Raw genomic sequence first — 20,219 nt, forward strand, 5'->3', positions numbered from 1 at the left:
GGGGGGGTCGTGCGGGGGGTGCGGGACGGGTCAGGTGGAGGCGCGCTGGGCGCGCGTCTGGATCAGGACGGCGACGACGATGATCACGCCCTTGGCGATGTTCTGGACCTCGGTCGCCAGGTTGTTCAGGACGAACAGGTTCGTGATCGTGGTGAAGACGAGCACGCCGAGGATCGAGCCGATGAGCGTGCCGCGGCCGCCCGTGAGGAGCGTGCCGCCGATGATCACCGCGGCGATGGCGTCGAGCTCGTAGAGCGTGCCGTGGGTGCTCGACCCCGTGGTGGTCAGCGAGGCGATCATGATCGCGGCGATGCCGCAGCAGAGCCCGGACAGGACGTAGAGCGCGATGGTGTGGCGCTTGACGTCGAGGCCGGCGAGGCGGGCCGCCTCGGGGTTGCCGCCGATGGCGAACGTGCGGCGGCCGAACGTGGTGCGGTTGAGCAGCACCCAGCCCAGCGCCACCACGGCGGCGAAGATGTACACCAGCAGCGGGATCCCGAGCAGGCGGGTGTTGGCGATGCCGGCGATGACCGGGTCGACCACGATCTGGCTGCGCCGCCCGGAGATCCGCTCCGCGAGGCCCTGGGCCGTGATGAGCATCGCCAGCGTCACGATGAACGGGACGATGCGGCCGTAGGCGATGAGCAGGCCGTTGACCAGGCCCGCCCCCGCGCCCACGGCGAGTGCGCAGAAGATCATGACCCACGGCCCGTAGGACTGGGTTGCGACGGTGGTCGCCCAGACCGAGGCCAGCGCCATCACCTTGCCGACGGACAGGTCGATCCCGCCGCCGATGATCACGAAGGTGACGCCGACGGTGATCACGCCGATGATCGACGCGGACGTGAGGATCGTCAGCAGGTTGGACGTCGTGGCGAACGTGTCGGCGGTCGAGACCCCGACCACGCACAGCAGCACGAGCACGGCGACGAGGCCGAGGTTGCGCCCGGCCCCGCTGTCGAGCAGGCGCGCCGCGCGCGAGGGGCCCCGGTCGGCGGCCGTCGCGGCCTTCTCGACCCGTCCGCTCTCGTCGGCGGCGGGCGCCGTGACCAGCTCCTGGTCAGGCATGGGTGTGTCCCTTCACGTCGTGGGTCTCCATCACCAGGTCGAGGACCCGGCTCTCGTCGAGCTCGTCGCTCGGCGCCTCGTGGACGACCGCCCCCTCGCGGACGACCAGCACCCGGTCGGCGAGACCGAGCACCTCCGGCACCTCACTGGACACCAGGACCACGGCCACGCCGCTCGCGGCGAGGCTGCGGACCAGGGCGTAGATCTCGCTGCGGGCGCCGACGTCGACGCCGCGGGTGGGCTCGTCGAGCAGCAGCACCCGGCAGCCGCGCAGCAGCCAGCGGGCCAGCACGACCTTCTGCTGGTTGCCGCCCGAGAGCGTGCGGACCACGCGCATCGGGTCGGCCGGGCGCACGTCGAGCTGCTCGGTGACCTCGCGGGCGGCGGCCACCTCGGCGTTCTCCCGGACGAACCCGGCGCGGGCGAAGCGGCCCAGCGCGGGCAGCGACACGTTGCGGTAGACCGGCTCGCCCAGCAGCAGGCCCTGGCTCTTGCGCTCCTCCGGGCACAGGCCGACGCCCGAGCGCACCGCGGCGGGGACCGAGCCCCGGCGCAGCGTGCGCCCGTCGACGCGGACGGTGCCCGCGGTCGCGCGGCGCGCGCCGTAGACGGTCTCGAGGATCTCCGAGCGCCCGGAGCCGACCAGCCCGGCCAGGCCGACGACCTCGCCGGCGCGCACGGTGAAGGAGACGTCGGCGAACTCCCCGGCGCGCGAGAGCCCCTCGACCTCCAGCACCACGTCGCCGGGGACGTCGCCGGTGCCGGGCGGGCTGTGACGGGGAGGGAAGGCGTGCTCGGTGGTGCGGCCGGTCATCAGCGTGATGACGTCGGCGGTCGGGGTGGTGCGCGCCGGGAGGTCGCGGGCGACGGTGCGCCCGTCCTTGAGGACGGTGACGCGGTCGCCGATCTCGCGGATCTCGGCGAGCCGGTGGGAGATGTAGACGACGGCGACACCCTCGGCGGTGAGCTCGCGGATGACCCGGAACAGGTTCTCGACCTCGTGCGGGTCGAGCACCGCGGACGGCTCGTCCATGACGATCAGCCGCGCGTCGCGGGCCAGCGCCCGCGCCATGCTGACGACCTGCTGCCCGGCGGCCGGCAGGCGTCCGAGCTCGCGGCCCGGCGGGATCTCGGGGTGGCCCAGGCGCCGCAGCAGTGCGCGGGCGGTGCCCTCGGCGTCGCGGGGGCGGGTGAAGCCCAGCCGCGACGGCTCGTGGCCGAGCACGATGTTCTCCGCGACGCTCAGCCCGGGCACCAGGTCGAGCTCCTGGTGGATGGTCGCGATCCCGGCGGCGTCGGCGGCCTGCGGGGAGCCGAACACGACGGGCTCACCCGCCCAGCGCAGCTCGCCCTCGTCCGGCCGGTGGGCGCCGGCCAGCACCTTGATCAGCGTCGACTTGCCCGCGCCGTTCTGCCCGAGGAGGCAGTGCACCTCCCCCTCGGCCACGTCGAGGTCGACGCCGTCGAGCGCCCGGACGCCCGGGAAGTCCTTGACGATGCCCCGCATCTCCAGCAACACGGGGGAAACCTAGGAGGATTGACCAGTGTCCTACAACGGCAGAATAATGTCTGTTCAAGCTATTTTTCGGACGAAATCTGGTCGTGATGTCTGCACCGTCGTGGACCCTGCCGGCCCTGCGCCTCGACACGCCCCCGTTGTCGGGCCGGGTCGACGCCGACGTCACCCTGAGCACCGTCGCACGGCTGGTCGCCTCGGGCACGGCGGTGAGCAAGGCCGACCTCGTTCCGGCCGCCGGGCTGGCCCGCACCACCGTCAGCGCGGCCGTCGACGAGCTCCTCTCGCGGGGCGTCCTGCAGCCCGACGGGCTCCGCCCGACCACGGGGCGCGGGCGGCCCGCCGACCGGCTGGCGCTGTCCCCCCGGTCCGGTGCGGTGCTGCTGGCCGACGTCGGCGCGCGCGGGGCGCACGTCGCCGTGGTCGACCTGCGCCAGCAGGTGCTCGGGCACGAGCGCGTCGACGTCGACGTGCGCGACGGGCCCGACGCCGTGCTGAGCCGGGTCGAGGCGGCGCTCGACCGGCTTCGCGCCCGCGCCCCCGCCCCGGTGCGCGCGGTCGTCATCGGCCTGCCGGGGCCGGTCGACGGCCACCTCGGCGTCCCGGTGCGCCCGCCGATCATGCCGGGCTGGCACGCGTACCCGGTGGCGGCGCGGCTGCAGAAGACCTACGACTGCCCGGTCGTCCTGGAGAACGACGTCAACCTGCGCGCGCTGGGCGAGGCCCGCGCACTGCCGGCCGAGCAGTCGCCGCTGCTGTTCGTCAAGGTCGGCACCGGCATCGGCGGCGGGCTCGTCACCCGCGAGGGCGTGCTGCACCACGGCGCCGACGGCGCGGCCGGCGACATCGGGCACGTCCGCGTCCGCGGCGCTCCCGACACCGTCTGCGTGTGCGGCAACATCGGCTGCATCGAGGCCGTCGCCTCGGTCACCGCGATCGGGCAGCGGCTGGCGCGCGCCGCCGGCGGCGAGCCGGTCAGCGCGGCCGAGGTGCGCGCGCTCGTCGCCCGCGCCGACCCCGCCACGATGGCGCTGGTGCGGGAGGCGGCCGCGCTCATCGGCGAGGTCGTCGCGATGCTCGTGCACTTCTACAACCCGGCGCGCGTCACGCTGGGCGGCTCGGTCACCTCGGCGAGCGACGAGCTGCTCGCCGGGGTCCGCAGCGTCGTCTACCAGCGGGCACTGCCGCTGGCCACGCGCAACCTGGTGCTCGCGACCAGCGTGCTCGGTGAGCACGCCGGGCTGGGCGGGGCCTCGGTGCTCGGGGTCGAGCGGGTGCTCTCCCCCGAGCACATCGGCCTGCTCGGCCGGTAGGGCTGCTCGGGAGCAGGGCTGCTACTCGACCACGATCCGCACGACGTCCATCGCGGGCGTCTGGTTGGCGCGCTGCATCATCGGGATGCGGTGCGACCCGTCACCGGCCCACACGGCGCACTGCGCGGTGCCCGGGCCGGGCATCGGGTTCACCGGCACCGTGACGACGTCGGGCTCGGCGCCGCCGCCGTTGTCCTGCGTGGCGAGGAAGAACGCGGGGGCGGGCTCGGCGTCGGGGGCGACGTCGACGGAGTCGAGCATGCGGCACGCGGTGTGGAAGTGGCCGCGCTGGATCCCCTCGTCGGTGAGGAAGGAGCTCTCGCGGTAGTAGCCGCCCGCCGCGGCGCCGAGGAACCGGTCGCGGACGAGGTTGCGGGTGCTCACCTCGAGGGTGAACTCCTCCCCCGCCGCCACGGTCTGCGGTGCGTCGGTGATGAGCAGCGACGGGCTCTGGGCGGCCGCGGCCACCTCGCCGAACGCGATCGCGACGCAGCGGGGGGCGTCCTGGAAGCCGGTGTGCGGCTCGAGCTCGCTGGTGGTGCAGTCGTCGCCGAGGATCTCCAGGCCGGCGGCGGGCGGGGCGGGCGCGGGGGCCGCCGACTCCGTGGTGGTCTCCGAGGTGGTGGTGGTGTCCGTCGTCTCCTCGGCCGCGGTCGTCTCCTGCGCGGAGGTGGTCTCCTCGGCCGCGGTCGTCTCCTCGGTCGCTCCGTCCTCGGCCGGCGTCTCCTGTGCGGAGGTCGGCTCCAGCTCCTGGGTGTTGCCGGCGGGGACGGTCTGGATGGTGCTGGTGGAGCCGCCGGCGTGGCCGGAGTGGCCGCCGCCACCCTGGCCGTAGCCCTCGCCGGCGCCCTGGCCGTAGCCGCCGCCGTCGGTCGTCGGGGTGGCGATGGCGTAGTCGCACGCGGTGGGCAGGAGCACGACGGCGGCGGCCGCCATGATCGTCAGCGCGGCGCGGCGGGCGCGGGCGGACGGACTGTTCTCGGGCAGGGTCGGGTCGGGGAGCACGACATCGCGCATCGGGGGTGCCTCTCTGGGGACGGGGAGCGGGTGCACCGGGAGCGGGGAGCGGCGGCGCGGAGCTGGGAAGGGGTCAGCGCTTGACGGAGTGGCGCGGGCCGGTCTGCGAGACGCGGTGCGAGCCGGTGCCGGTGACGCCGGGCGAGACGTCCTCGCCGGTGACGCGCCCCGGGGAGATCCGGGACTGGGGGCCGGTCTGGGAGATGCCGGGGTCCGGCAGCCGCGGGTGCGACCCGGTGATGTGGGACTCCGGGTAGCGCGAGTGCGGAGGCACCTCACCGCGCTCGGGCGAGGGTGCGGCGATGGCCGCGATCGCCCGGGCCGTGGCGTCGGGCACCGGGCCGCGGACGGGCACCGCGACCGACCGCCTCCGCATCGCGGTGAACAGGGCGAACGCGGCGAGCACGGCGGCCAGGACGACGAGGCCGGGCACGATGAGGTCGACGGGGCCGCGCCCCTGCGACAGCAGGCCGGGCGACGGGGCCTCGGGCAGCTCCGAGTAGTCGACGAGGCCGGTGCTCTCCAGGTAGCCGATGTGGCGGGTCACGTACTCGTCGGCCTGCGCGGCGAACTGGCGGACCCGCTCGTTGCGGGTGCCGACCCGGACCGCCGCGATGACCGGCAGGACGGCGCCGTGCGCGGCGCGCAGGCGCTGCACGAACACGCGGTCGTAGTCGGTGCCGGTGAGTCCGGACATCTCGTTCATCCACGCCAGCTGCTCCGCAGTCGGGCGGCTGGGCACGAGCACGCCGAGCTGGTCGGCGGCCTCCATCACCAGCTGGTCGAGCTCGACGTGCTCGTGATGGATGTTGGTGCCGACGGTCTGCACCTCGGCGCGGCTGGCCTGCTGCTCGGCCTGCTGCCCGGTGGGGGCCTCCCACAGTCCGGCGAGGCGGACCTTCACCAGCAGGTCGCGGTCGGCGGGGCCCAGCGGACCCCACTCGGTCTGGGTGTAGCCGGCGGTGCCGGGTGTGCCGGACGCCCAGGACTGGGCGATCGAGGCGCTGACGGCGAGCAGCACCACGACGATCACGGCCGTGCGCAGGGCGCGGGGAACACGGCGGAGCATGTGGGGGAGCCTTTCGGGTCTTGCACGGGACGGGTCTGGGGAGGAACCGGTCCGGGCGGGGTCAGGCCATGTCGAACTGCTCGGTGCGGACGTGGTCCGGGGGAACACCGAGCAGGGCGAGCGAGGTGAACGCGGTCTCGACGAGGGTCGGCGAGCCGCAGACGAAGTAGTCCAGCGAGCCGGGGTCGGGGACGCCGGCGAGTGCGGTGGTGAGCGGGGCGGTCGCGTTGCGGTGGGGGCCGCGCAGCACCTCGGTGACGTGCAGGTACAGGTGGTCGGCGAGCGCGGCGAGCTCGTCGCGGAACAGCACGTCCTCGCGGCGGGACACGACGAGGACGAGATGGAACCGGCGGGCGTCCCCGCGGTCGGCCGCGGTGCGCAGCATGCTCATCATCGGCGTCACGCCGACGCCGCCCGCGATCATGACGACGCCGGTGGCCGAGCGGGAGTCGTCCACGGTGAAGGCCCCGTGCGGGCCGTCGACCCAGACCGGCTGCCCGGGGCGCAGGTCGGCGACGGCCGAGGTGAACGTGCCGGCGTGGCGGATCGTGAACTCGACGGAGTCGGGGTCGTGGGCCGAGGACGCGATGGTGAAGGGGTGCTCCTCGGCGTGGGTCGAGCGGGCCAGGCGCAGCCAGGCGAACTGGCCGGGCGCGAACGTCCAGTCGACGGCGTCCGAGCCGTGGCGGGCGCGGCGGCGGTCGAGGACCAGCGTGCTGATCGACGGCGTCTCGGTGCGGACCTCCCGGACCAGGAACTCCGCGGACGGGTCGAAGACCGCGCGCAGCAGCCAGCGGTGCAGCAGCACGGCGACCAGGGCGACGGTGAGCAGGGAGAGCACCGCGCTCATCACGGCGTCGGCGACGAGCTGCTGCAGGTACCACACGTGCAGCGCCGACCCGGTGACGGCGACGGCGGCGAGCCCGACGTGTGTCCAGCGCCAGAGCTCGTAGGGCAGGTGCCGGTAGCGCGACCGCGTCACGGCCAGCACCACGACGAGCGCCAGCGCGAGGGTGGCGGCGACGGCCCACCGCGACGCCGGGGTGGCGCGCGACGGGGACAGCAGCGCCACGTTCGCCGGGTCGGCCGCGACCACGCAGGCCAGGTGCAGCAGCACCAGCCCGGCCGCGAGGGTCCCGAGGCTGCGGTGGACCTCGAGGATGCCCTCGATGCCGAACGCCCGGGTCAGCGACCGGACCCGCGACGGCAGCACGGCGGCGCACACCATCGCCGACAGCGCGAGCAGGCCCGTCGTCGTCGACAGCTGCGTCCACAGTGGAGCGGCCGGTGCCGTGACCAGGCGGATCAGCACCGGGCCCACCAGCACGAAGCCCAGCCCGGCGATCCACGTGGCGCGCACGGTGCTCGCGGGATAGGTGCCGTCGGTCATGGCGGGGACGTTAGAAGGGGGCCACGGGTGGAGGTTGCGAGCCTGAGAGCCCCTCGGGCCGACCGTCGTCCCGGGTGCGACGAGCGGGGACCGGTTCGGCCGTTCGGACCAGGAGTTGCGCCGAGTGCGCCGTCACGGTCTCAGGGAGGCCGACGCTCCCCCGGCCCGGTCACCGCTCACCGCTCCCGCTGCGGCGCGTGCCCGCCCGACTCCTGTGAGCGACAGCTGGGCGTGCGCCCGGCGGTGCGGCGGGTCGCGCTCGGCGCTCCGGACGGCCCTACCGCAGAACCTCCCCGCGCGTCTCGCGCATCCGCAGCACGGTGACGAAGGAGATCACCGCGCCCACGGCGACGTAGACGAAGAACAGGTCCGCTGCGCCCGCCTGGCGCAGCGCCGTGATGATCAGCGGCGCCGTGCCGCCGAACACCGCGACCGTCAGGTTGTACCAGGCGCCGATGCCCAGGCCGCGCAGCTCGGTGGGGAACAGCTCGCTCATCACGGCGGGCGCGATGGACGTCATCGCCGTGTAGAGGGCCAGGCCGACGCAGAACACGACGAGCAGGCCGCCCAGGCCCGGGCCGATGAGCCAGGACAGCGGGACGATGAGCACCGCGGTGGCCGCCGACCAGACGAGCAGCTGCGGGCGCCGCCCGAGCCGGTCCGACAGCGCGCCCATCGGGTACTGCAGCGCCACGAACAGCGCCGTCGCGATCGACAGCGCCACGAACACGTCGCCCGCGGCGGCGCCCTCCTGCACCGCGAACGGGGTGAGGGCGGAGAAGAACGTGTAGTAGCAGAGCGTCGAGAGCAGCGTGAACCCGACGAGCTGGGCGACGGCCTTCGGGTGCTCGCGCAGCGTCGTCCGCAGCGGGTTCCGCAGTGCCTGCGCCTTCTCCTTGTTCTCGGCGTACTGGTCGGTCTCGGGCATCGCCCGGCGCAGCCACAGCCCGATCAGGCCGAGCACGCCGCCGATGAGGAACGGGATGCGCCAGCCGTAGGAGGCGAGCTGGTCCTCGGACAGCACGGCGGTGAGCAGCGCGCCCAGCAGCGAGGCCAGGAGCACGGCGCCACCGGTGGAGATGTAGAAGAACGACGAGTAGCGCCCGCGGCGCTCGGGCGGCGCGATCTCGGCCAGGTAGGCCGAGGCGTTCGACACCTCCCCGCCCAGCGACATGCCCTGCGCGATCCGCGCGAGCAGCAGCAGGACCGGCGCGAGCCAGCCGACGGCCTCGTAGGTGGGCAGCACGCCGATGACGAACGAGCCGCCGGCCATCAGCAGGATCGTCAGGAGCATCGCGGTGCGCCGGCCGCGCAGGTCGGCGAAGCGCCCGAGCAGCAGGCCGCCCAGCGGGCGGAAGAAGAACGCCAGCGCGTAGGTCGCCAGCGCGCCGATCAGGGCCAGCGCCGGGTCGTCCGGGGAGAAGATCTGCGTCGCGAAGTAGATGCTGAACGTCGCGTAGATGGTCCAGTCGTACCACTCGATGGCGTTGCCGACGGACGCCGCGACGAGGGTCCGGACGGGCAGGCGGTGTGCCGCGGCCGCGGCCGTTCGCTCCGACATGCCGACCGACGGTAAGCGACCCGCCCGCTCCCGTCACCCGCTGGTGCGGTCCGCGCGGTCAGAAACGTCCGCGCGGTCAGGAACGTCCGCGCGGTCAGGAACGCAGGTGCGACACGAAGAAGCCGAGGATCCGCTCCCACGCCCGGTCGGCCGACGGCTGGTGCGGCCCCATGCCCATCACCTTCATCAGCGACGCCGACGGACCCGTGGCCGTGCTGAGGAAGGAGTGCCCGGCGCCGGGGTACTCCTCGACGTCGTGCTCGACGCCGAGCTCGGTGAGCAGCGAGTCCAGCTCCCCCGCCGCGCCGCGCAGGGTGCGGTCGGACCCGCCGTAGCTGGCGACGACCGGGCACGCCCCCACCAGGACCTCCCGCGCGTTGCGGGGCAGGCGCCCGTAGTTGGGGGCGGCGGCGTCGAACCCGCGCGAGGCCGCGGCCAGCGCGAACCCGCCGCCCAGGCAGAACCCGATGACGCCGACGCGGCCGGTGCAGTCGGGCTGTGCCACCAGCCAGGTGCGGGTGGCCTCGATGTCGCCGAAGGCCGGGCCCTCGCCGGCGAGCATCGCCGAGAACGTGGAGCGCAGGCAGCGCAGCCCGCCCGCGGTGAGCAGGTCCGGCGCGACGGCGAGGTAGCCGGCGGCGGCGAGCTTGTCGGCCTGGGCCCGGGTGTCGGCGTTGAGGCCGAACGCCTCGTGCAGGACGACGACGCCGGGCCACGGGCCCTCACCGGGCGGCACCGCGAGGTACGCCTCCAGGGAGCTGACGGTGGTGGCTCCGGGGACCGTGATCGCAGGCACGCGCAGACCCTACCCGCGGCGCGGAGGCTCAGCGGGTCGTCGCGATCCCGCCGTCGACGGGCAGGACCACCCCGGTGACCCACGCCCCGGCGCGCGAGGACAGGTAGACCGCGGCGCCCGCCATGTCCTCGGCCCGGCCGATGCGGCCCAGCGGGGACGAGGCGGCGATCGCCTCGCCCTCGACGTCCAGCACCGCGGCCAGCATCTTCGTCGGGAACGGGCCGGGCGCGATCGCGTTCACCGTGATCCGGCGGGGCCCGAGCTGCGCGGCGAGCACCCGCGTGAGCTGGTGGACGCCGGCCTTGCTCGCGCTGTAGCTGTAGTTCTCGAACGACGGCACGCGCAGCCCGTCGATGCTCCCGACGTTGATCACGCGCGCCGGGTCGTCGTCGGTGGCCGCGGCCTCCAGCAGCGGCTGGAACGCGCGAGTCAGGAAGAACGGCGCCTTGAGGTTGAGGTCGAGGACCTTGTCCCACCCCGACGCCGGGAACTCCGCCATCGGCGCGCCCCACGTGGCGCCGGCGTTGTTGACCAGGACGTGCACGCCCGCGGGCTCCCGCTCGCCGAGCTCGCCGGCGAGCCGGACGCACTCCTCCTCGCGGGACAGGTCGGCGGTGATGGCGACCATCCCCTCGACGGGCTCGACCCGCCGCGAGGTGACGTAGACGCGCGCCCCGGCGTCGAGCAGGCCGCGGGCGATCATCGCGCCGATGCCTCGGCCGCCGCCGGTGACGACGGCGACCTTGCCGGTGAGGTCGAACAGGTCGGTCACGGATCCTCCTCGTCGACGCCGGGGGCCCGGCGGTGTGACGCCCATCCTGCCCGCCCGCGGACCTCTCGGACGACGCCTGCGGATGCGATGCTGGCGGACGTGACCACCGCACCCACCCGCCGCGACGACATCGCCCGGGGCGTCGTCGGCCGTCGCCGCGAGCTCGACCTCGTGCTCGCGGCCGTGTCCGCCGGCCGCGACATCATGCTCGAGGGCCCGCCCGGCACGTCGAAGTCGACGATGCTGCGCGCCATCACCGCCAACTGGGGCGTGCCGTTCGTGCTGGTCGAGGGCAACGCCGAGCTGACACCTGCGAGGCTCGTCGGCCACCACAACCCCGCCCGGGTGCTGCGCGAGGACTACTCCCCCGACAACTTCGTCCCCGGTCCGCTCGTCGAGGCCATGCAGGCCGGCGGGTTCCTCTACATCGAGGAGCTCAACCGCGCCCCCGAGGACACACTCAACGTCCTGCTCGCCGCCATGGCCGAGCGCGAGGTGTCCGTCCCCCGCGTCGGGCTGATCACCGCCCTGCCCACCTTCCGCGTGCTGGCGTCGATGAACCCCTTCGACGACGTCGGCACCGCACGCATCTCCGACTCCGTCTACGACCGCTGGTGCCGCCTCGCGATCGGCTACCAGGACGCCGCCGAGGAGTCCGACATCGTGCGCGCCCGCACCGGCACGGCCGACGAGCAGCTCGTCGCCGACGCCGTCGCGCTCACCCGGGCCACCCGCTCGCACCGCGACCTGCGCCGCGGCTCCTCGGTGCGCGGCGCGATCGACCTCGCCGCGATCGCCGTCGAGCTGGAGGCGATGGGCAGCCACGACGGCGACCGCCCCCGCCGCGTCCTCGACGCCGCCCTGCTCGCGCTCTCGGCGCGGATCGGCGTCGACGAGGCGGCCGACACCACCCCGGAGGCGGTGATCACCGAGATCTGGGAGAACCATTTTTTCTCGCGCCCCGGCGGGCCGCGCCGGGTCCCCACCAGCTCGACGTCGACAACGCCGTAGAGCTGCCCGCGGCGCGCCCGCTCGCCCCGCTGCGCCGCCGTCCCAAGCAGCTCACCACCGCACCCGACCTGTTCCGCGACGGGCCGGGCGCCCCGGTTGTGGTCGACCTCGACCCCGCCGGGCGGGACGGCGACGTCGCCGACCTGCCCGCGGGCGGGCAGGGGGTGCAGCTCACCCGGCAGACCGCGACGCAGCGCGACGTCGCCGAGCTGCTGGAGGACCGCGTCCCCGACCCCGAGATCGCCGCGATGGCGCAGCGGATCGCGCGCCGACTGGCGGTCCGGCGCCGCCCCCGCGACCCCCGCGCCGAGCGCGGCAGCGGGCGGCTGGCGAGCGTCCCCTACCGGTACCGCTCCGACGACATCGACCTCGACCGCACCCTCGACGTCCTCGCCGAGCGGCCCGTCCCCGAGGACACCGACATCGTCGTCCGGGAGCGGATGCGGTCGCGCCGCTCGGTGGTGCTCGTCGTCGACGTCTCCGGGTCGATGCGCGGGGAGAAGGTCCGGATGGCGGCCGCGACCGTCGCCGCGCTGTCGACCGACCTGCGCGACGACCAGCTCGCCGTCGTCGCCTTCTGGTCCGACGCCGCGCTGCTCGCGCCCCTCACCGCGCCCGTCCCGCCCGCCCGGCTGCTCGACGCGCTGCTGCGCATCCCCGCCCGCGGCCTGACCAACGTGCACTTCGCGCTCACCGTCGCCCACGCCGAGCTGGCCCGCTCCGCCGCCCGCCGGCGCACGACCGTGCTGCTCACCGACGCCGTGCACAACGCAGGCCCCGACCCCCGGGAGCTGGCCCGGCGCTTCCCGGAGCTGCACGTCCTGCTGCAGACCGACGGCGAGCACGACCGCGAACTCGGCGCCGACCTCGCCCGGCTCGGGCACGGCCGCCTCGCCGCGGTGCACACCCACCGCGACGTGGCGCCCGCGCTCAACCGGTTGCTGCCGGGGTGACCGGGGCCGCCGACCCGTCCGCCGCCGCCCGCGCGTAGCGCTCCGACAGGTCGCGGTACTGCCGCGTCCGCAGCGCCGCCAGCGTCACGGCCAGCCCGACCAGGCCCGTCAGCACGAACACCAGCGCGAGGCCGCGGTCGGGGCCGGTGCCGAACCAGCCGCCGATGAGGTCGACGCCCGCGCCCGTCGTCATGAACGGGATGAACACGAACTGCGCGACCGGGCTGATGAGGAACGCCGTCAGCGGCGACGCGGCCTGCTCGACGCTCTGTGCGAACCCGAACACCCGGCCCTGGCGCTCGAAGGGCACGACCTTCTGCAGCACCGTCTGCTCGGAGGCCTCGATCCACGGGATCAGGCTCATGTAGAGGTACATGCCGATCGCGAACAGGACCACCGAGCGGTGCAGCGTGAACGTCGTCGCGATCACCCACAGGCCGACGTTCGCGAGCAGCAGCGACCGCAGCGGGTTCGGCCCGAGCCCGCGCCGCGCGATCACCAGGCCGCCGAGGATGAAGCCGGTGGACAGCACCCCGAACAGCAGCCCCCACGCCTGCACCGACATGAGGGAGAGGCCGTAGGCGTCGAGCAGCGCCATGTAGACGCCGCCGAGGAAGTTGTTGATCGTGCTGAACGCGATGAGCGCGACGAGCCCGGGCAGGGCGGTGACCACCAGCAGCGTGCCGCGCAGGTCGATGCGCCCGCCGTCGGACTCGTCGGCGGCGACGCGGTCGCCCGGGATCCGCAGGAACAGCAGGTGCACCGCCGACCCGGCGACGACGACGAGCGCCAGCACGAGCACGTGGAACATCCCCGACAGGCCCACGAGCAGGCCGCTGATCACCGACGTGACCAGGAACGACACGCCCGACGCCGTGCCGACCAGCCCGTTGGCCCTGTCGCGGCGCTCGGCGGGGACCAGCAGCGTCACCGCCGTCGACATCGCGATCCCGCGCAGGTTGCCCACGATCACGCCGCTCATCACGAGCAGCACCAGGCCCCAGAGCAGCGGTGAGGTCGGGTCGGTGAGCGCGGCGTCGCCGACGGCCAGGTACAGCGCGAACGCGGCGGTGTAGAGCACCAGCGACACGGCGTTCGACGCGATCATCACGGTGCGCTTGCGGTGGTGGTCGACGAGGCTGCCGAACCAGATGCCCGACAGCGACGTCATCACCAGGAACAGCCCGGCGATGACGCCCGTGGCCACGACCGAGCGCGTCTGCAGGTAGACGAAGAAGGTGATCGCGAACCACGCCGTGAAGTGGGTGACCGACACCAGCAGGGTGTCGGCCAGCAGGTGCCGGAAGACGCGGTCGGTGCCGGTGCCCGTGGTGTCGCCGGTGGTCGCGGTGCTCATGGTGGTGGGACGGTCCGCGGAGCCGGAACTCATCTGTGGTGCCTCCTCCCGGTCGTCGTGCTCTCGTCGTCCTCGTCGTCGTCCTCGTCGTCGTCCCGGACGCGGGGTGCCCCGACCCCACCCTCACCCTCGGGGGCCGGCACGTGGTGGTGCGTCGTGCGCGGTGCACGGATCACCTGTGCGACGTGCGGGGCTGCATCGTGATCGGGAGAGTCGAACTCCCTGCGCTGCCCTCTGCGCGCCCAGGTGGGCCGGATGAGCCGCCGGCCCGCGGCGTGTGCCCGCTCCCCCGCGGGCTACCTGCTCCCGCGTCCGGTCGTTCAGTCGAGCAGGTCGACCTCCCAGTTGGCCCGCTGGATGCGGACGTCGAGCTCGCGGACGTCGCGGGCGACGCGGTCGGCCCGCGACCGCAGCTCGGCCACCGGCAGCGCCGCGAGCCGGCGCAGCTCGGAGCGCAGCTGGCGGTGGCCGTGCCCCGCACCCGACGCCGCGTCGGCGGCGTCGCCCAGCAGCCCGTGGCGCAGGCGCAGGACGTCGCGGCGGGCGAGGGCGTCGGTCATCGTGCCGTCCTCGCCGAGGTCGGTGGCGGCGTTCGTGCGGTTGACGCGCCGGATCATCGACTGCAGCTCGTCGAGCGCCGCCTCGGCCTCGACCAGCAGCGCGGCGGCGTCCTCGGCGGGCTCCTCGCCCTCCTGGTAGCGCGCGCTCGCGGTGATCCGCGAGCGCATCTGCTCGACGCGGCGCCGCGCGTCGGCGCGCAGCGCGAGCCCCTCGGCCAGCTTCACGACGTCCCCCCTCCCCGGTGATCGGGATCGGTCGTCAGGATGCCAGCCGGGGCGCCCGCCGCGCGCGGGATTTCAGTCCGTGGTGAGAAGCAGAGCGGTGCCGTCGTCGTCGGGGGCGTCGACGCGGACCGTGCTGCCGGGCGGCACCCGCCCGGCCAGCAGCAGCCGGGCCAGCGGGCGGTCGAGCTCGCGGGCGATGGTGCGGCGCAGCGGCCGGGCGCCGTGCTCGGGCCGGTGCCCGCGCGCGGCCAGCCAGGCGACGGCCGCGTCGGACACGGCGAGCTCGAGGCCCTGCTCGGCCAGGCGGTCGCGGGTGGCGCCCAGCAGCAGCCCGGTGATCCGCGCGAGGTCGGCCGGAGTGAGCGCGGCGAAGGGCACGACCTCGTCGACGCGCCCGACCAGCTCGGGCGCCAGCCGCAGCCGGGCCTCGGCCAGCACCTCCTCGCGCACGTCGTCGACGGCGCGCCCGGACAGCAGCGTGGCCGCGCCGAGGTTGCTGGTGAGCACGACGACGGCGTGGCTGGCGTCGGCGACGCGGCCGTGGGAGTCGGTGAGACGCCCGGCGTCGAGCAGCTGGAGCAGGACGGCCAGCACGTCGGGGTGCGCCTTCTCGACCTCGTCGAACAGCAGCACCGTGTACGGGTGGCGGCGCAGGGCCTCGGTGAGCTGCCCGGCGTCGTCGTAGCCGATGTGCCCGGGCGGGGCGCCGAGCAGGCGGGTGAGGCCGGAGCGGTCGCCGTACTCGCTCATGTCCAGACGCACCATCCGCTCCTCGGTGCCGAACAGCGCCTCGGCCAGCGCGCGGGCCAGCTCGGTCTTGCCGACGCCGGTCGGGCCCAGGAACAGGAACGACCCCACGGGCCGCTCCGGTGAGGCCAGCCCCGCGCGGCTGCGGCGCACCGCGTCGGCCACGGCGGCGACCGCCTCGGCCTGGCCGACGACCCGGCGCGCGAGGCGCTCGTCGAGGTCGAGCAGCTCCGCCGCCTCGCCGTCGCGCAGGCGGGCGCTGGGGATGCCGGTGCTGCGGGCCACGGCGTCGGCGATCGCGTCGGCGGTGAGTTCCCGGGCCGTCCCGCCGTCCCCGTCGGTCAGGCCGCGCAGGCTGAGGCGGGCGGCGGAGCGGTCGACCAGGTCGATCGACTTGTCGGGCTGGAAGCGGTCGGGGACGTACCGGGCCGACAGGCGCACCGCCGCCTCCAGCGCCCCGTCGGTGATGGTGACGCCGTGGTGGCGCTCGTAGCGGGCGCGCAGCCCGCGCAGGATCTCCAGGGTCTGGGCCGGCGTCGGCTCGGCGACGTGGACGGGCTCGAACCGGCGCTCCAGTGCGGCGTCGCGGGCGATGTGGCGGCGGTGGTCCTCGGCGGTGGTGGCGCCGATGAGCTGCAGCTCGCCGCGGGCCAGGGCCGGCTTGAGGATCGTGGCGGCGTCGAGCGCCCCGCCCTCGGCCGAGCCGGCGCCGACGACGGCGTGCACCTCGTCGACGAACAGCACGACCGACCGCCGCGCCGCCACCACCTCGTTGACGACGGCGGTGACGCGCTGCTCGAAGTCGCCGCGGTACCGGGTGCCCGCGACCATCCCGGCCAGGTCCAGCGACACCACCCGCACGCCCCGCAGCGCCGGCGGCACCTCCCCGTCGGCGACGCGCTGCGCGATGCCCTCGACGATCGCGGTCTTGCCGACGCCCGGGTCGCCGACGAGCACCGGGTTGTTCTTGGTGCGCCGCCCGAGCACCTCCAGCACCTGGTCGACCTCGTCCTCCCGCCCGATCACCGGGTCGAGCAGGCCGCGGCGGGCGGCGTCGGTGAGGTCGCGGCCGTGGCGGTCGAGCTGCGGGGTGCGGGCGCGGGGCCGCTCGGTCGTCCCCGTCCGGGGCGCGTCCTCGCGCGGCACGCCGAACGGGCTGCGCTCCCCCTCGGACCGGTCGTCGCGCAGGCCGTCGGACAGCTGCTCCTCCAGGCTGCGCAGCAGGCCCCCGACCAGGCCCTCCAGCGGGCCGAGCCCGCCCCCGAACGGCTGCGACATGTGCGGTACCCCCGATGTGCGGCCCCGCAGATCGGGACCTCCCTTCCATGGTGCCCGTCCGCGCGGCGGGGGGCCCGGTGCGGCGGTTCCGGGGCGCGAGAGCGTTCCGCGGAACGCGCTGCGGCGTCGGGTCGCGTTCCGCGGAACGATGCCGGACCGTCCGTGCCGGTGTCCGGTGGCGCAGGCGCGGGGACGGCGGTGCGGTGCGCCCGGAGTGCGCCCGGAGTGCGGCCGAGCGTTCCGCGGAACGCGGTGCGAGCGGTCGGAGGCGTCCCATCCGCGTTCCGCGGAACGCTGAGCGGCGCCGGCCGCGCGGCTTGAGGCCTGCGGGACGCAGCGGGACCGGCGGGCCGCGAACTGCGCACCTCCTGGTCGTCCGCGCATGCCGGGACGTACGCAGGTGGCCGAAGGCCGGCTCGCACACACCTCCCGCAGCTCGCACACACCTCCGGCCCTGTGTGCCAGCACCGCAGCCTGTGTGCGAGCCGCCCGCGTTCCGCGGAACGCGACCCGCGCCGCCGATGAAGCCGCCGCCGTTCGCGTCCACGACCGAGCCGGTGATGTGGCCGGCGCCCGCCGCGAGCCCGGCCGGCTTCCGCAGGCGCGCGACACGTTCGGTCTGCTCTCGCGGTGCACGACCACCTCGTCCCCGCGGTCGTGGAGCGCCTCCAGCGCATCGGTGACCGTCGCCCGTCGACCGCGACGATCCTCGAGTCGGTGAAGGGGAAGGTCTGCGCACGATGAGCGACGTGCGGCCGTGACCACGACGGGGCCCTGACCATGGTGGGCCGCCCGCGATCGCGCCGGTGGTGAGAGGCTGACGGGGTGCACACGCGTCACGCCTTCGACGTCCGGCAGTCCGGCCGGGCCGACGGCCCGCTCCTGCTGCTCGCGCACGGCTTCGGCTGCGACCAGCACATGTGGCGCCTCGTCGCGCCGATCCTCGAACGCACGTGCCGGGTGGTGTCGTTCGACTTCATCGGTGCGGGCGGGTCCGACCCGACCCGTTGGGACCCCGACCGCTACTCCACCCTCGACGGGTACGCCGCCGACGTCGCGGAGATCTGCCGCGAGCTCGACCTGCGCGACGTCGTGCTCGTCGGCCACTCGGTCAGCGCCATGATCGGCGTGCTCACCGCCGCCCTCGTCCCCGACCGCATCGGCCGGCTCGTCCTGGTCGCCCCGTCCCCGCGCTACGTCGACGACGCCGACTACCGGGGCGGCTTCAGCCGCGAGGACATCGACGAGCTGCTCGACTCCCTGGCCAGCAACTACCTGGGGTGGTCGGCCACCATGGCCCCGGCCATCATGGGCAACCCCGACCGCCCCGAGCTCGGCCGGGAGCTGACCGACAGCTTCTGCCGGATGGACCCCGACATCGCCCGCGTCTTCGCCCGCACCACGTTCCTGTCCGACAACCGGGTCGACCTGGCCGGCGTCGCGGTGCCGACCCTCGTCCTGCAGAGCACCCACGACGTGATCGCCGCGCCGGAGGTCGGCGCCTACGTGCACGACCGCATCCCCGGCAGCACGCTCGTCCTCCTCGACGCGATCGGCCACTGCCCGCAGCTGTCGGCGCCCGAGCAGACCGCCGCGGCGGTCCTGGACTTCGTGCACGCCCGGTGAGCTCCGCCGCGCCGGTCGACGGGCCCTCCGACGACGACCCGGCGGACCTGTACGACCGGGCCCCGTGCGGGCTGCTCTCCACCCGCATGGACGGCACGATCACCCGGGTCAACGCGACCCTGCTGGACCTGCTGGGGGGCCGCCGCGACGAGCTGGTGGGGCGCCGGTTCGTCGACCTGCTCGGTGTCGGCGACCGGATCTACCACGAGACCCACTTCGCCCCGCTGCTGAGCATGCAGGGCTCGGTGGGCGGGATCGCGGTGGAGCTGCGGGGCCGCAGCGGTCGCGTGCCGGTGCTGCTGAGCTCCGCGGTCACCCACGACGGGGCCGGTCGGCCGACCGGGATCCGCACCGCGGTCTTCGAGGCCGTCGGCCGCCGGGGGTACGAGCGGGAGCTGCTGCGCGCCCGCGAGGCCGCCGACCGCGAGCGCGACAGCGCCCGGCGGCTCGCGCGCGAGCTGCAGCGCTCCCTGTTGCCGCCGACGCTGCCCGTGGTCCCCGGCCTGGAGCTCGCCGCGCACTACCACCCCGGCTCCGACGACGAGGTCGGCGGCGACTTCTACGACGTGTTCCCGCTCGCCGGCGGGGGCTGGGCGTTCTTCCTCGGCGACGTCTGCGGCAAGGGCGCCGTCGCGGCGGCACTCACCTCGCTGACCCGCTACGCCCTGCGCTCGGCCGCGGTGTACGACCCCGACCCCACCACGGTGTTGAACACCCTCAACACCGTCCTGCGCCAGGAGCGCCGGCCCGGCGTCCACGCGCTGTGCACCGCCGTCTTCGGCCGGGTCACCCCTTCCTCCGACGGCGCCCGCGTCGTCATGGGCACGGCCGGGCACCCCGCTCCGCTGGTGCTGTCCGGCGCCGGCGGCGCGCGGTACCTCGACGTCGCCGGCGGGCAGCTCCTGGGCGCCATCGACTCCCCCGCGGTCGCCGTCACGGAGACCGACCTCGCACCCGGCGACACCCTCCTGCTCCACACCGACGGGCTCACCGAGGCCCGGACCGGCCCCGGCCCCGACGACCGCTACGAGGAGGAGCGTCTGCTCGCCCTGGCCGCCGGGCTCGGCCCGGTCTCCGCCGCGGCCGCGGTCACCACCGTCGCGCGGCTGCTCGCAGACCTCGGTGACGGCGTCGAGGACGACGTCGCGCTCCTCGCGCTGCGCGCCTCCCCGGGCCATCCATGAGGCTGGGCTGATAGAGGTCGGGCCACCACCGTCGGTTTGCCCGAGCGGAGGACGACCGTGAAGTACACAGATGGAGTGCACCGGGACCGTCACGCGCCGGGAACCGACGGACCTGCGCGCGATCCCGAGCGGCGGCGTCGTGCACTACGAGCGCGAGATCGTCGCGGAGGGCATGTGGAACGCCGCGCGCCGAGCGGGGGGCGGACGTCCGCGAGTCGCAGGACTGATCCACGCCCACCGCGTCGCACACACGACGGGCACCCCGAGGTGTGCGCATCGTCATCCCACGGATCACCACCGCTACCGCGATGCTGGACCCTCCCCCGAGGAGGAACCGTGCCCGACACCCCGACCACCGGCACCCCGACCACCGGCACCCTGTCCGACCACCTCGCCCACTGGGCCCCGCCCGTGGTCGAGACCTCGCGCCGGGTCGACCCCTGGTCCTCCGCCGCGTTCGCCGCCCTGATCGACGCCGCACCGCCCGCCCTCGACGCAGGCACCCCGCTGCCTCCGATGTGGCACTGGTTCACCCTGCTCGACCACCCCGCCACCGCCGACATCGGCGAGGACGGACACCCCGCGCACGGGCCGTTCCTGCCCCCGATCCCCGGCCGGCGCCGCATGTTCGCCGGAGGACGCCTGCACCACACCGGGGACATCACCCACGGATCCCTGCTGCACACCCGGTCCTCGGTCACCGCCGTCACCACCAAGACCGGCCGCACCGGGGAGATGGCGTTCGTGACCGTGCGCCACGAACTGTCCGCCGACGG

At 74.8% G+C, this 20,219-nt stretch carries 17 protein-coding genes; 6 read left to right on the forward strand and 11 right to left on the reverse strand.

Annotated features, from left to right (window positions below):
- Positions 1-30: 30 nt before the first annotated feature.
- Together I4I82_RS33205 and I4I82_RS33210 are read right to left on the reverse strand one after the other, a co-directional pair.
- Positions 31-1,068, reverse strand: coding sequence for an ABC transporter permease (locus I4I82_RS33205; RefSeq protein WP_218594287.1), 1,038 nt, complete (start codon positions 1,066-1,068; stop codon positions 31-33).
- A complete protein-coding gene (locus I4I82_RS33210; RefSeq protein WP_218594288.1) occupies positions 1,061-2,575 on the reverse strand; it encodes a sugar ABC transporter ATP-binding protein in 1,515 nt (504 codons plus the stop codon). Before I4I82_RS33210 ends, I4I82_RS33205 begins: the two co-directional genes overlap by 8 nt.
- Positions 2,576-2,673: 98 nt before the next feature.
- Between I4I82_RS33210 and I4I82_RS33215 the strand changes: the two genes are divergently transcribed.
- Positions 2,674-3,897 carry an ROK family protein gene (locus tag I4I82_RS33215; RefSeq protein ID WP_218594286.1) on the forward strand — a complete coding sequence of 408 codons (1,224 nt, stop codon included), beginning with the start codon at positions 2,674-2,676 and terminating at the stop codon, positions 3,895-3,897.
- Between the two features lie 21 nt (positions 3,898-3,918).
- Here I4I82_RS33215 and I4I82_RS33220 read toward each other — a convergent pair whose 3' ends face one another.
- The 6 genes from I4I82_RS33220 to I4I82_RS33245 all read right to left on the reverse strand — a co-directional run bounded on the left by I4I82_RS33220 (position 3,919) and on the right by I4I82_RS33245 (position 10,502).
- Positions 3,919-4,914 (reverse strand): hypothetical protein, encoded by a 996-nt coding sequence (locus tag I4I82_RS33220; RefSeq protein WP_218596394.1) that lies wholly within the window; start codon positions 4,912-4,914, stop codon positions 3,919-3,921.
- Positions 4,915-4,987: 73 nt separating this feature from the next.
- Complete coding sequence (locus tag I4I82_RS33225) at positions 4,988-5,983, reverse strand: DUF4142 domain-containing protein (RefSeq protein WP_218593580.1); 996 nt, start codon at positions 5,981-5,983, stop codon at positions 4,988-4,990.
- A gap of 61 nt (positions 5,984-6,044) precedes the next feature.
- Positions 6,045-7,373 carry a ferredoxin reductase family protein gene (locus I4I82_RS33230; RefSeq protein WP_218593579.1) on the reverse strand — a complete coding sequence of 443 codons (1,329 nt, stop codon included), beginning with the start codon at positions 7,371-7,373 and terminating at the stop codon, positions 6,045-6,047.
- Positions 7,374-7,650: 277 nt separating this feature from the next.
- Positions 7,651-8,934 (reverse strand): MFS transporter, encoded by a 1,284-nt coding sequence (locus tag I4I82_RS33235; RefSeq protein ID WP_218593578.1) that lies wholly within the window; start codon positions 8,932-8,934, stop codon positions 7,651-7,653.
- A 94-nt stretch (positions 8,935-9,028) separates the two neighbouring features.
- Positions 9,029-9,730, reverse strand: coding sequence for a dienelactone hydrolase family protein (locus tag I4I82_RS33240; RefSeq protein ID WP_226370406.1), 702 nt, complete (start codon positions 9,728-9,730; stop codon positions 9,029-9,031).
- A gap of 28 nt (positions 9,731-9,758) precedes the next feature.
- A complete protein-coding gene (locus I4I82_RS33245; protein WP_372451714.1) occupies positions 9,759-10,502 on the reverse strand; it encodes an SDR family oxidoreductase in 744 nt (247 codons plus the stop codon).
- A 99-nt stretch (positions 10,503-10,601) separates the two neighbouring features.
- Between I4I82_RS33245 and I4I82_RS33250 the strand changes: the two genes are divergently transcribed.
- Both I4I82_RS33250 and I4I82_RS33255 read left to right on the forward strand, forming a co-directional pair.
- Complete coding sequence (locus I4I82_RS33250) at positions 10,602-11,513, forward strand: AAA family ATPase (RefSeq protein ID WP_226370407.1); 912 nt, start codon at positions 10,602-10,604, stop codon at positions 11,511-11,513.
- Between the two features lie 98 nt (positions 11,514-11,611).
- Positions 11,612-12,466 carry a vWA domain-containing protein gene (locus I4I82_RS33255; protein WP_226370408.1) on the forward strand — a complete coding sequence of 285 codons (855 nt, stop codon included), beginning with the start codon at positions 11,612-11,614 and terminating at the stop codon, positions 12,464-12,466.
- Here the strand turns inward: I4I82_RS33255 and I4I82_RS33260 are convergent.
- The 3 genes from I4I82_RS33260 to I4I82_RS33270 all read right to left on the reverse strand — a co-directional run bounded on the left by I4I82_RS33260 (position 12,444) and on the right by I4I82_RS33270 (position 16,633).
- Positions 12,444-13,823: an MFS transporter gene (locus tag I4I82_RS33260; protein WP_218593540.1), complete on the reverse strand. Its 1,380-nt coding sequence runs from the start codon at positions 13,821-13,823 to the stop codon at positions 12,444-12,446. The genes I4I82_RS33255 and I4I82_RS33260 overlap by 23 nt on opposite strands.
- Before the next feature lie 320 nt (positions 13,824-14,143).
- The gene (locus I4I82_RS33265) at positions 14,144-14,608 is read right to left on the reverse strand and encodes a DIP1984 family protein (RefSeq protein WP_218593541.1); all 465 of its coding nucleotides are present in this window, start codon (positions 14,606-14,608) and stop codon (positions 14,144-14,146) included.
- A 72-nt stretch (positions 14,609-14,680) separates the two neighbouring features.
- On the reverse strand, positions 14,681-16,633 hold the full coding sequence (locus I4I82_RS33270; protein WP_218593542.1) for an ATP-dependent Clp protease ATP-binding subunit: 1,953 nt from the start codon (positions 16,631-16,633) through the stop codon (positions 14,681-14,683).
- An 825-nt stretch (positions 16,634-17,458) separates the two neighbouring features.
- Between I4I82_RS33270 and I4I82_RS33275 the strand changes: the two genes are divergently transcribed.
- The 3 genes from I4I82_RS33275 to I4I82_RS33285 all read left to right on the forward strand — a co-directional run.
- On the forward strand, positions 17,459-18,259 hold the full coding sequence (locus tag I4I82_RS33275) for an alpha/beta fold hydrolase (protein ID WP_226369852.1): 801 nt from the start codon (positions 17,459-17,461) through the stop codon (positions 18,257-18,259).
- Entirely contained in the window at positions 18,256-19,443 is a 1,188-nt protein-coding gene (locus I4I82_RS33280) for a PP2C family protein-serine/threonine phosphatase (RefSeq protein ID WP_226369853.1), read from the forward strand. Before I4I82_RS33275 ends, I4I82_RS33280 begins: the two co-directional genes overlap by 4 nt.
- Before the next feature lie 336 nt (positions 19,444-19,779).
- Positions 19,780-20,219 (forward strand): FAS1-like dehydratase domain-containing protein (locus I4I82_RS33285; RefSeq protein ID WP_218596395.1); only part of this gene is annotated, 440 nt, incomplete at its 3' end.

The organism is Pseudonocardia oceani (assembly GCF_019263585.2).
Lineage (GTDB): Bacteria > Actinomycetota > Actinomycetes > Mycobacteriales > Pseudonocardiaceae > Pseudonocardia > Pseudonocardia oceani.

Excerpts from the sequence above, each read along its gene's own strand:
- I4I82_RS33230 (WP_218593579.1), bottom strand. The coding sequence starts at position 7,373 with ATGACCGACGGCACCTATCCCGCGAGCACCGTGCGCGCCACGTGGATC.
- I4I82_RS33270 (WP_218593542.1), bottom strand. The coding sequence starts at position 16,633 with ATGTCGCAGCCGTTCGGGGGCGGGCTCGGCCCGCTGGAGGGCCTGGTC.
- I4I82_RS33235 (WP_218593578.1), bottom strand. The coding sequence starts at position 8,934 with ATGTCGGAGCGAACGGCCGCGGCCGCGGCACACCGCCTGCCCGTCCGG.
- I4I82_RS33220 (WP_218596394.1), bottom strand. The coding sequence starts at position 4,914 with ATGCGCGATGTCGTGCTCCCCGACCCGACCCTGCCCGAGAACAGTCCG.
- I4I82_RS33215 (WP_218594286.1), top strand. The coding sequence starts at position 2,674 with ATGTCTGCACCGTCGTGGACCCTGCCGGCCCTGCGCCTCGACACGCCC.
- I4I82_RS33225 (WP_218593580.1), bottom strand. The coding sequence starts at position 5,983 with ATGCTCCGCCGTGTTCCCCGCGCCCTGCGCACGGCCGTGATCGTCGTG.
- I4I82_RS33205 (WP_218594287.1), bottom strand. The coding sequence starts at position 1,068 with ATGCCTGACCAGGAGCTGGTCACGGCGCCCGCCGCCGACGAGAGCGGA.
- I4I82_RS33260 (WP_218593540.1), bottom strand. The coding sequence starts at position 13,823 with ATGAGCACCGCGACCACCGGCGACACCACGGGCACCGGCACCGACCGC.
- I4I82_RS33210 (WP_218594288.1), bottom strand. The coding sequence starts at position 2,575 with ATGCGGGGCATCGTCAAGGACTTCCCGGGCGTCCGGGCGCTCGACGGC.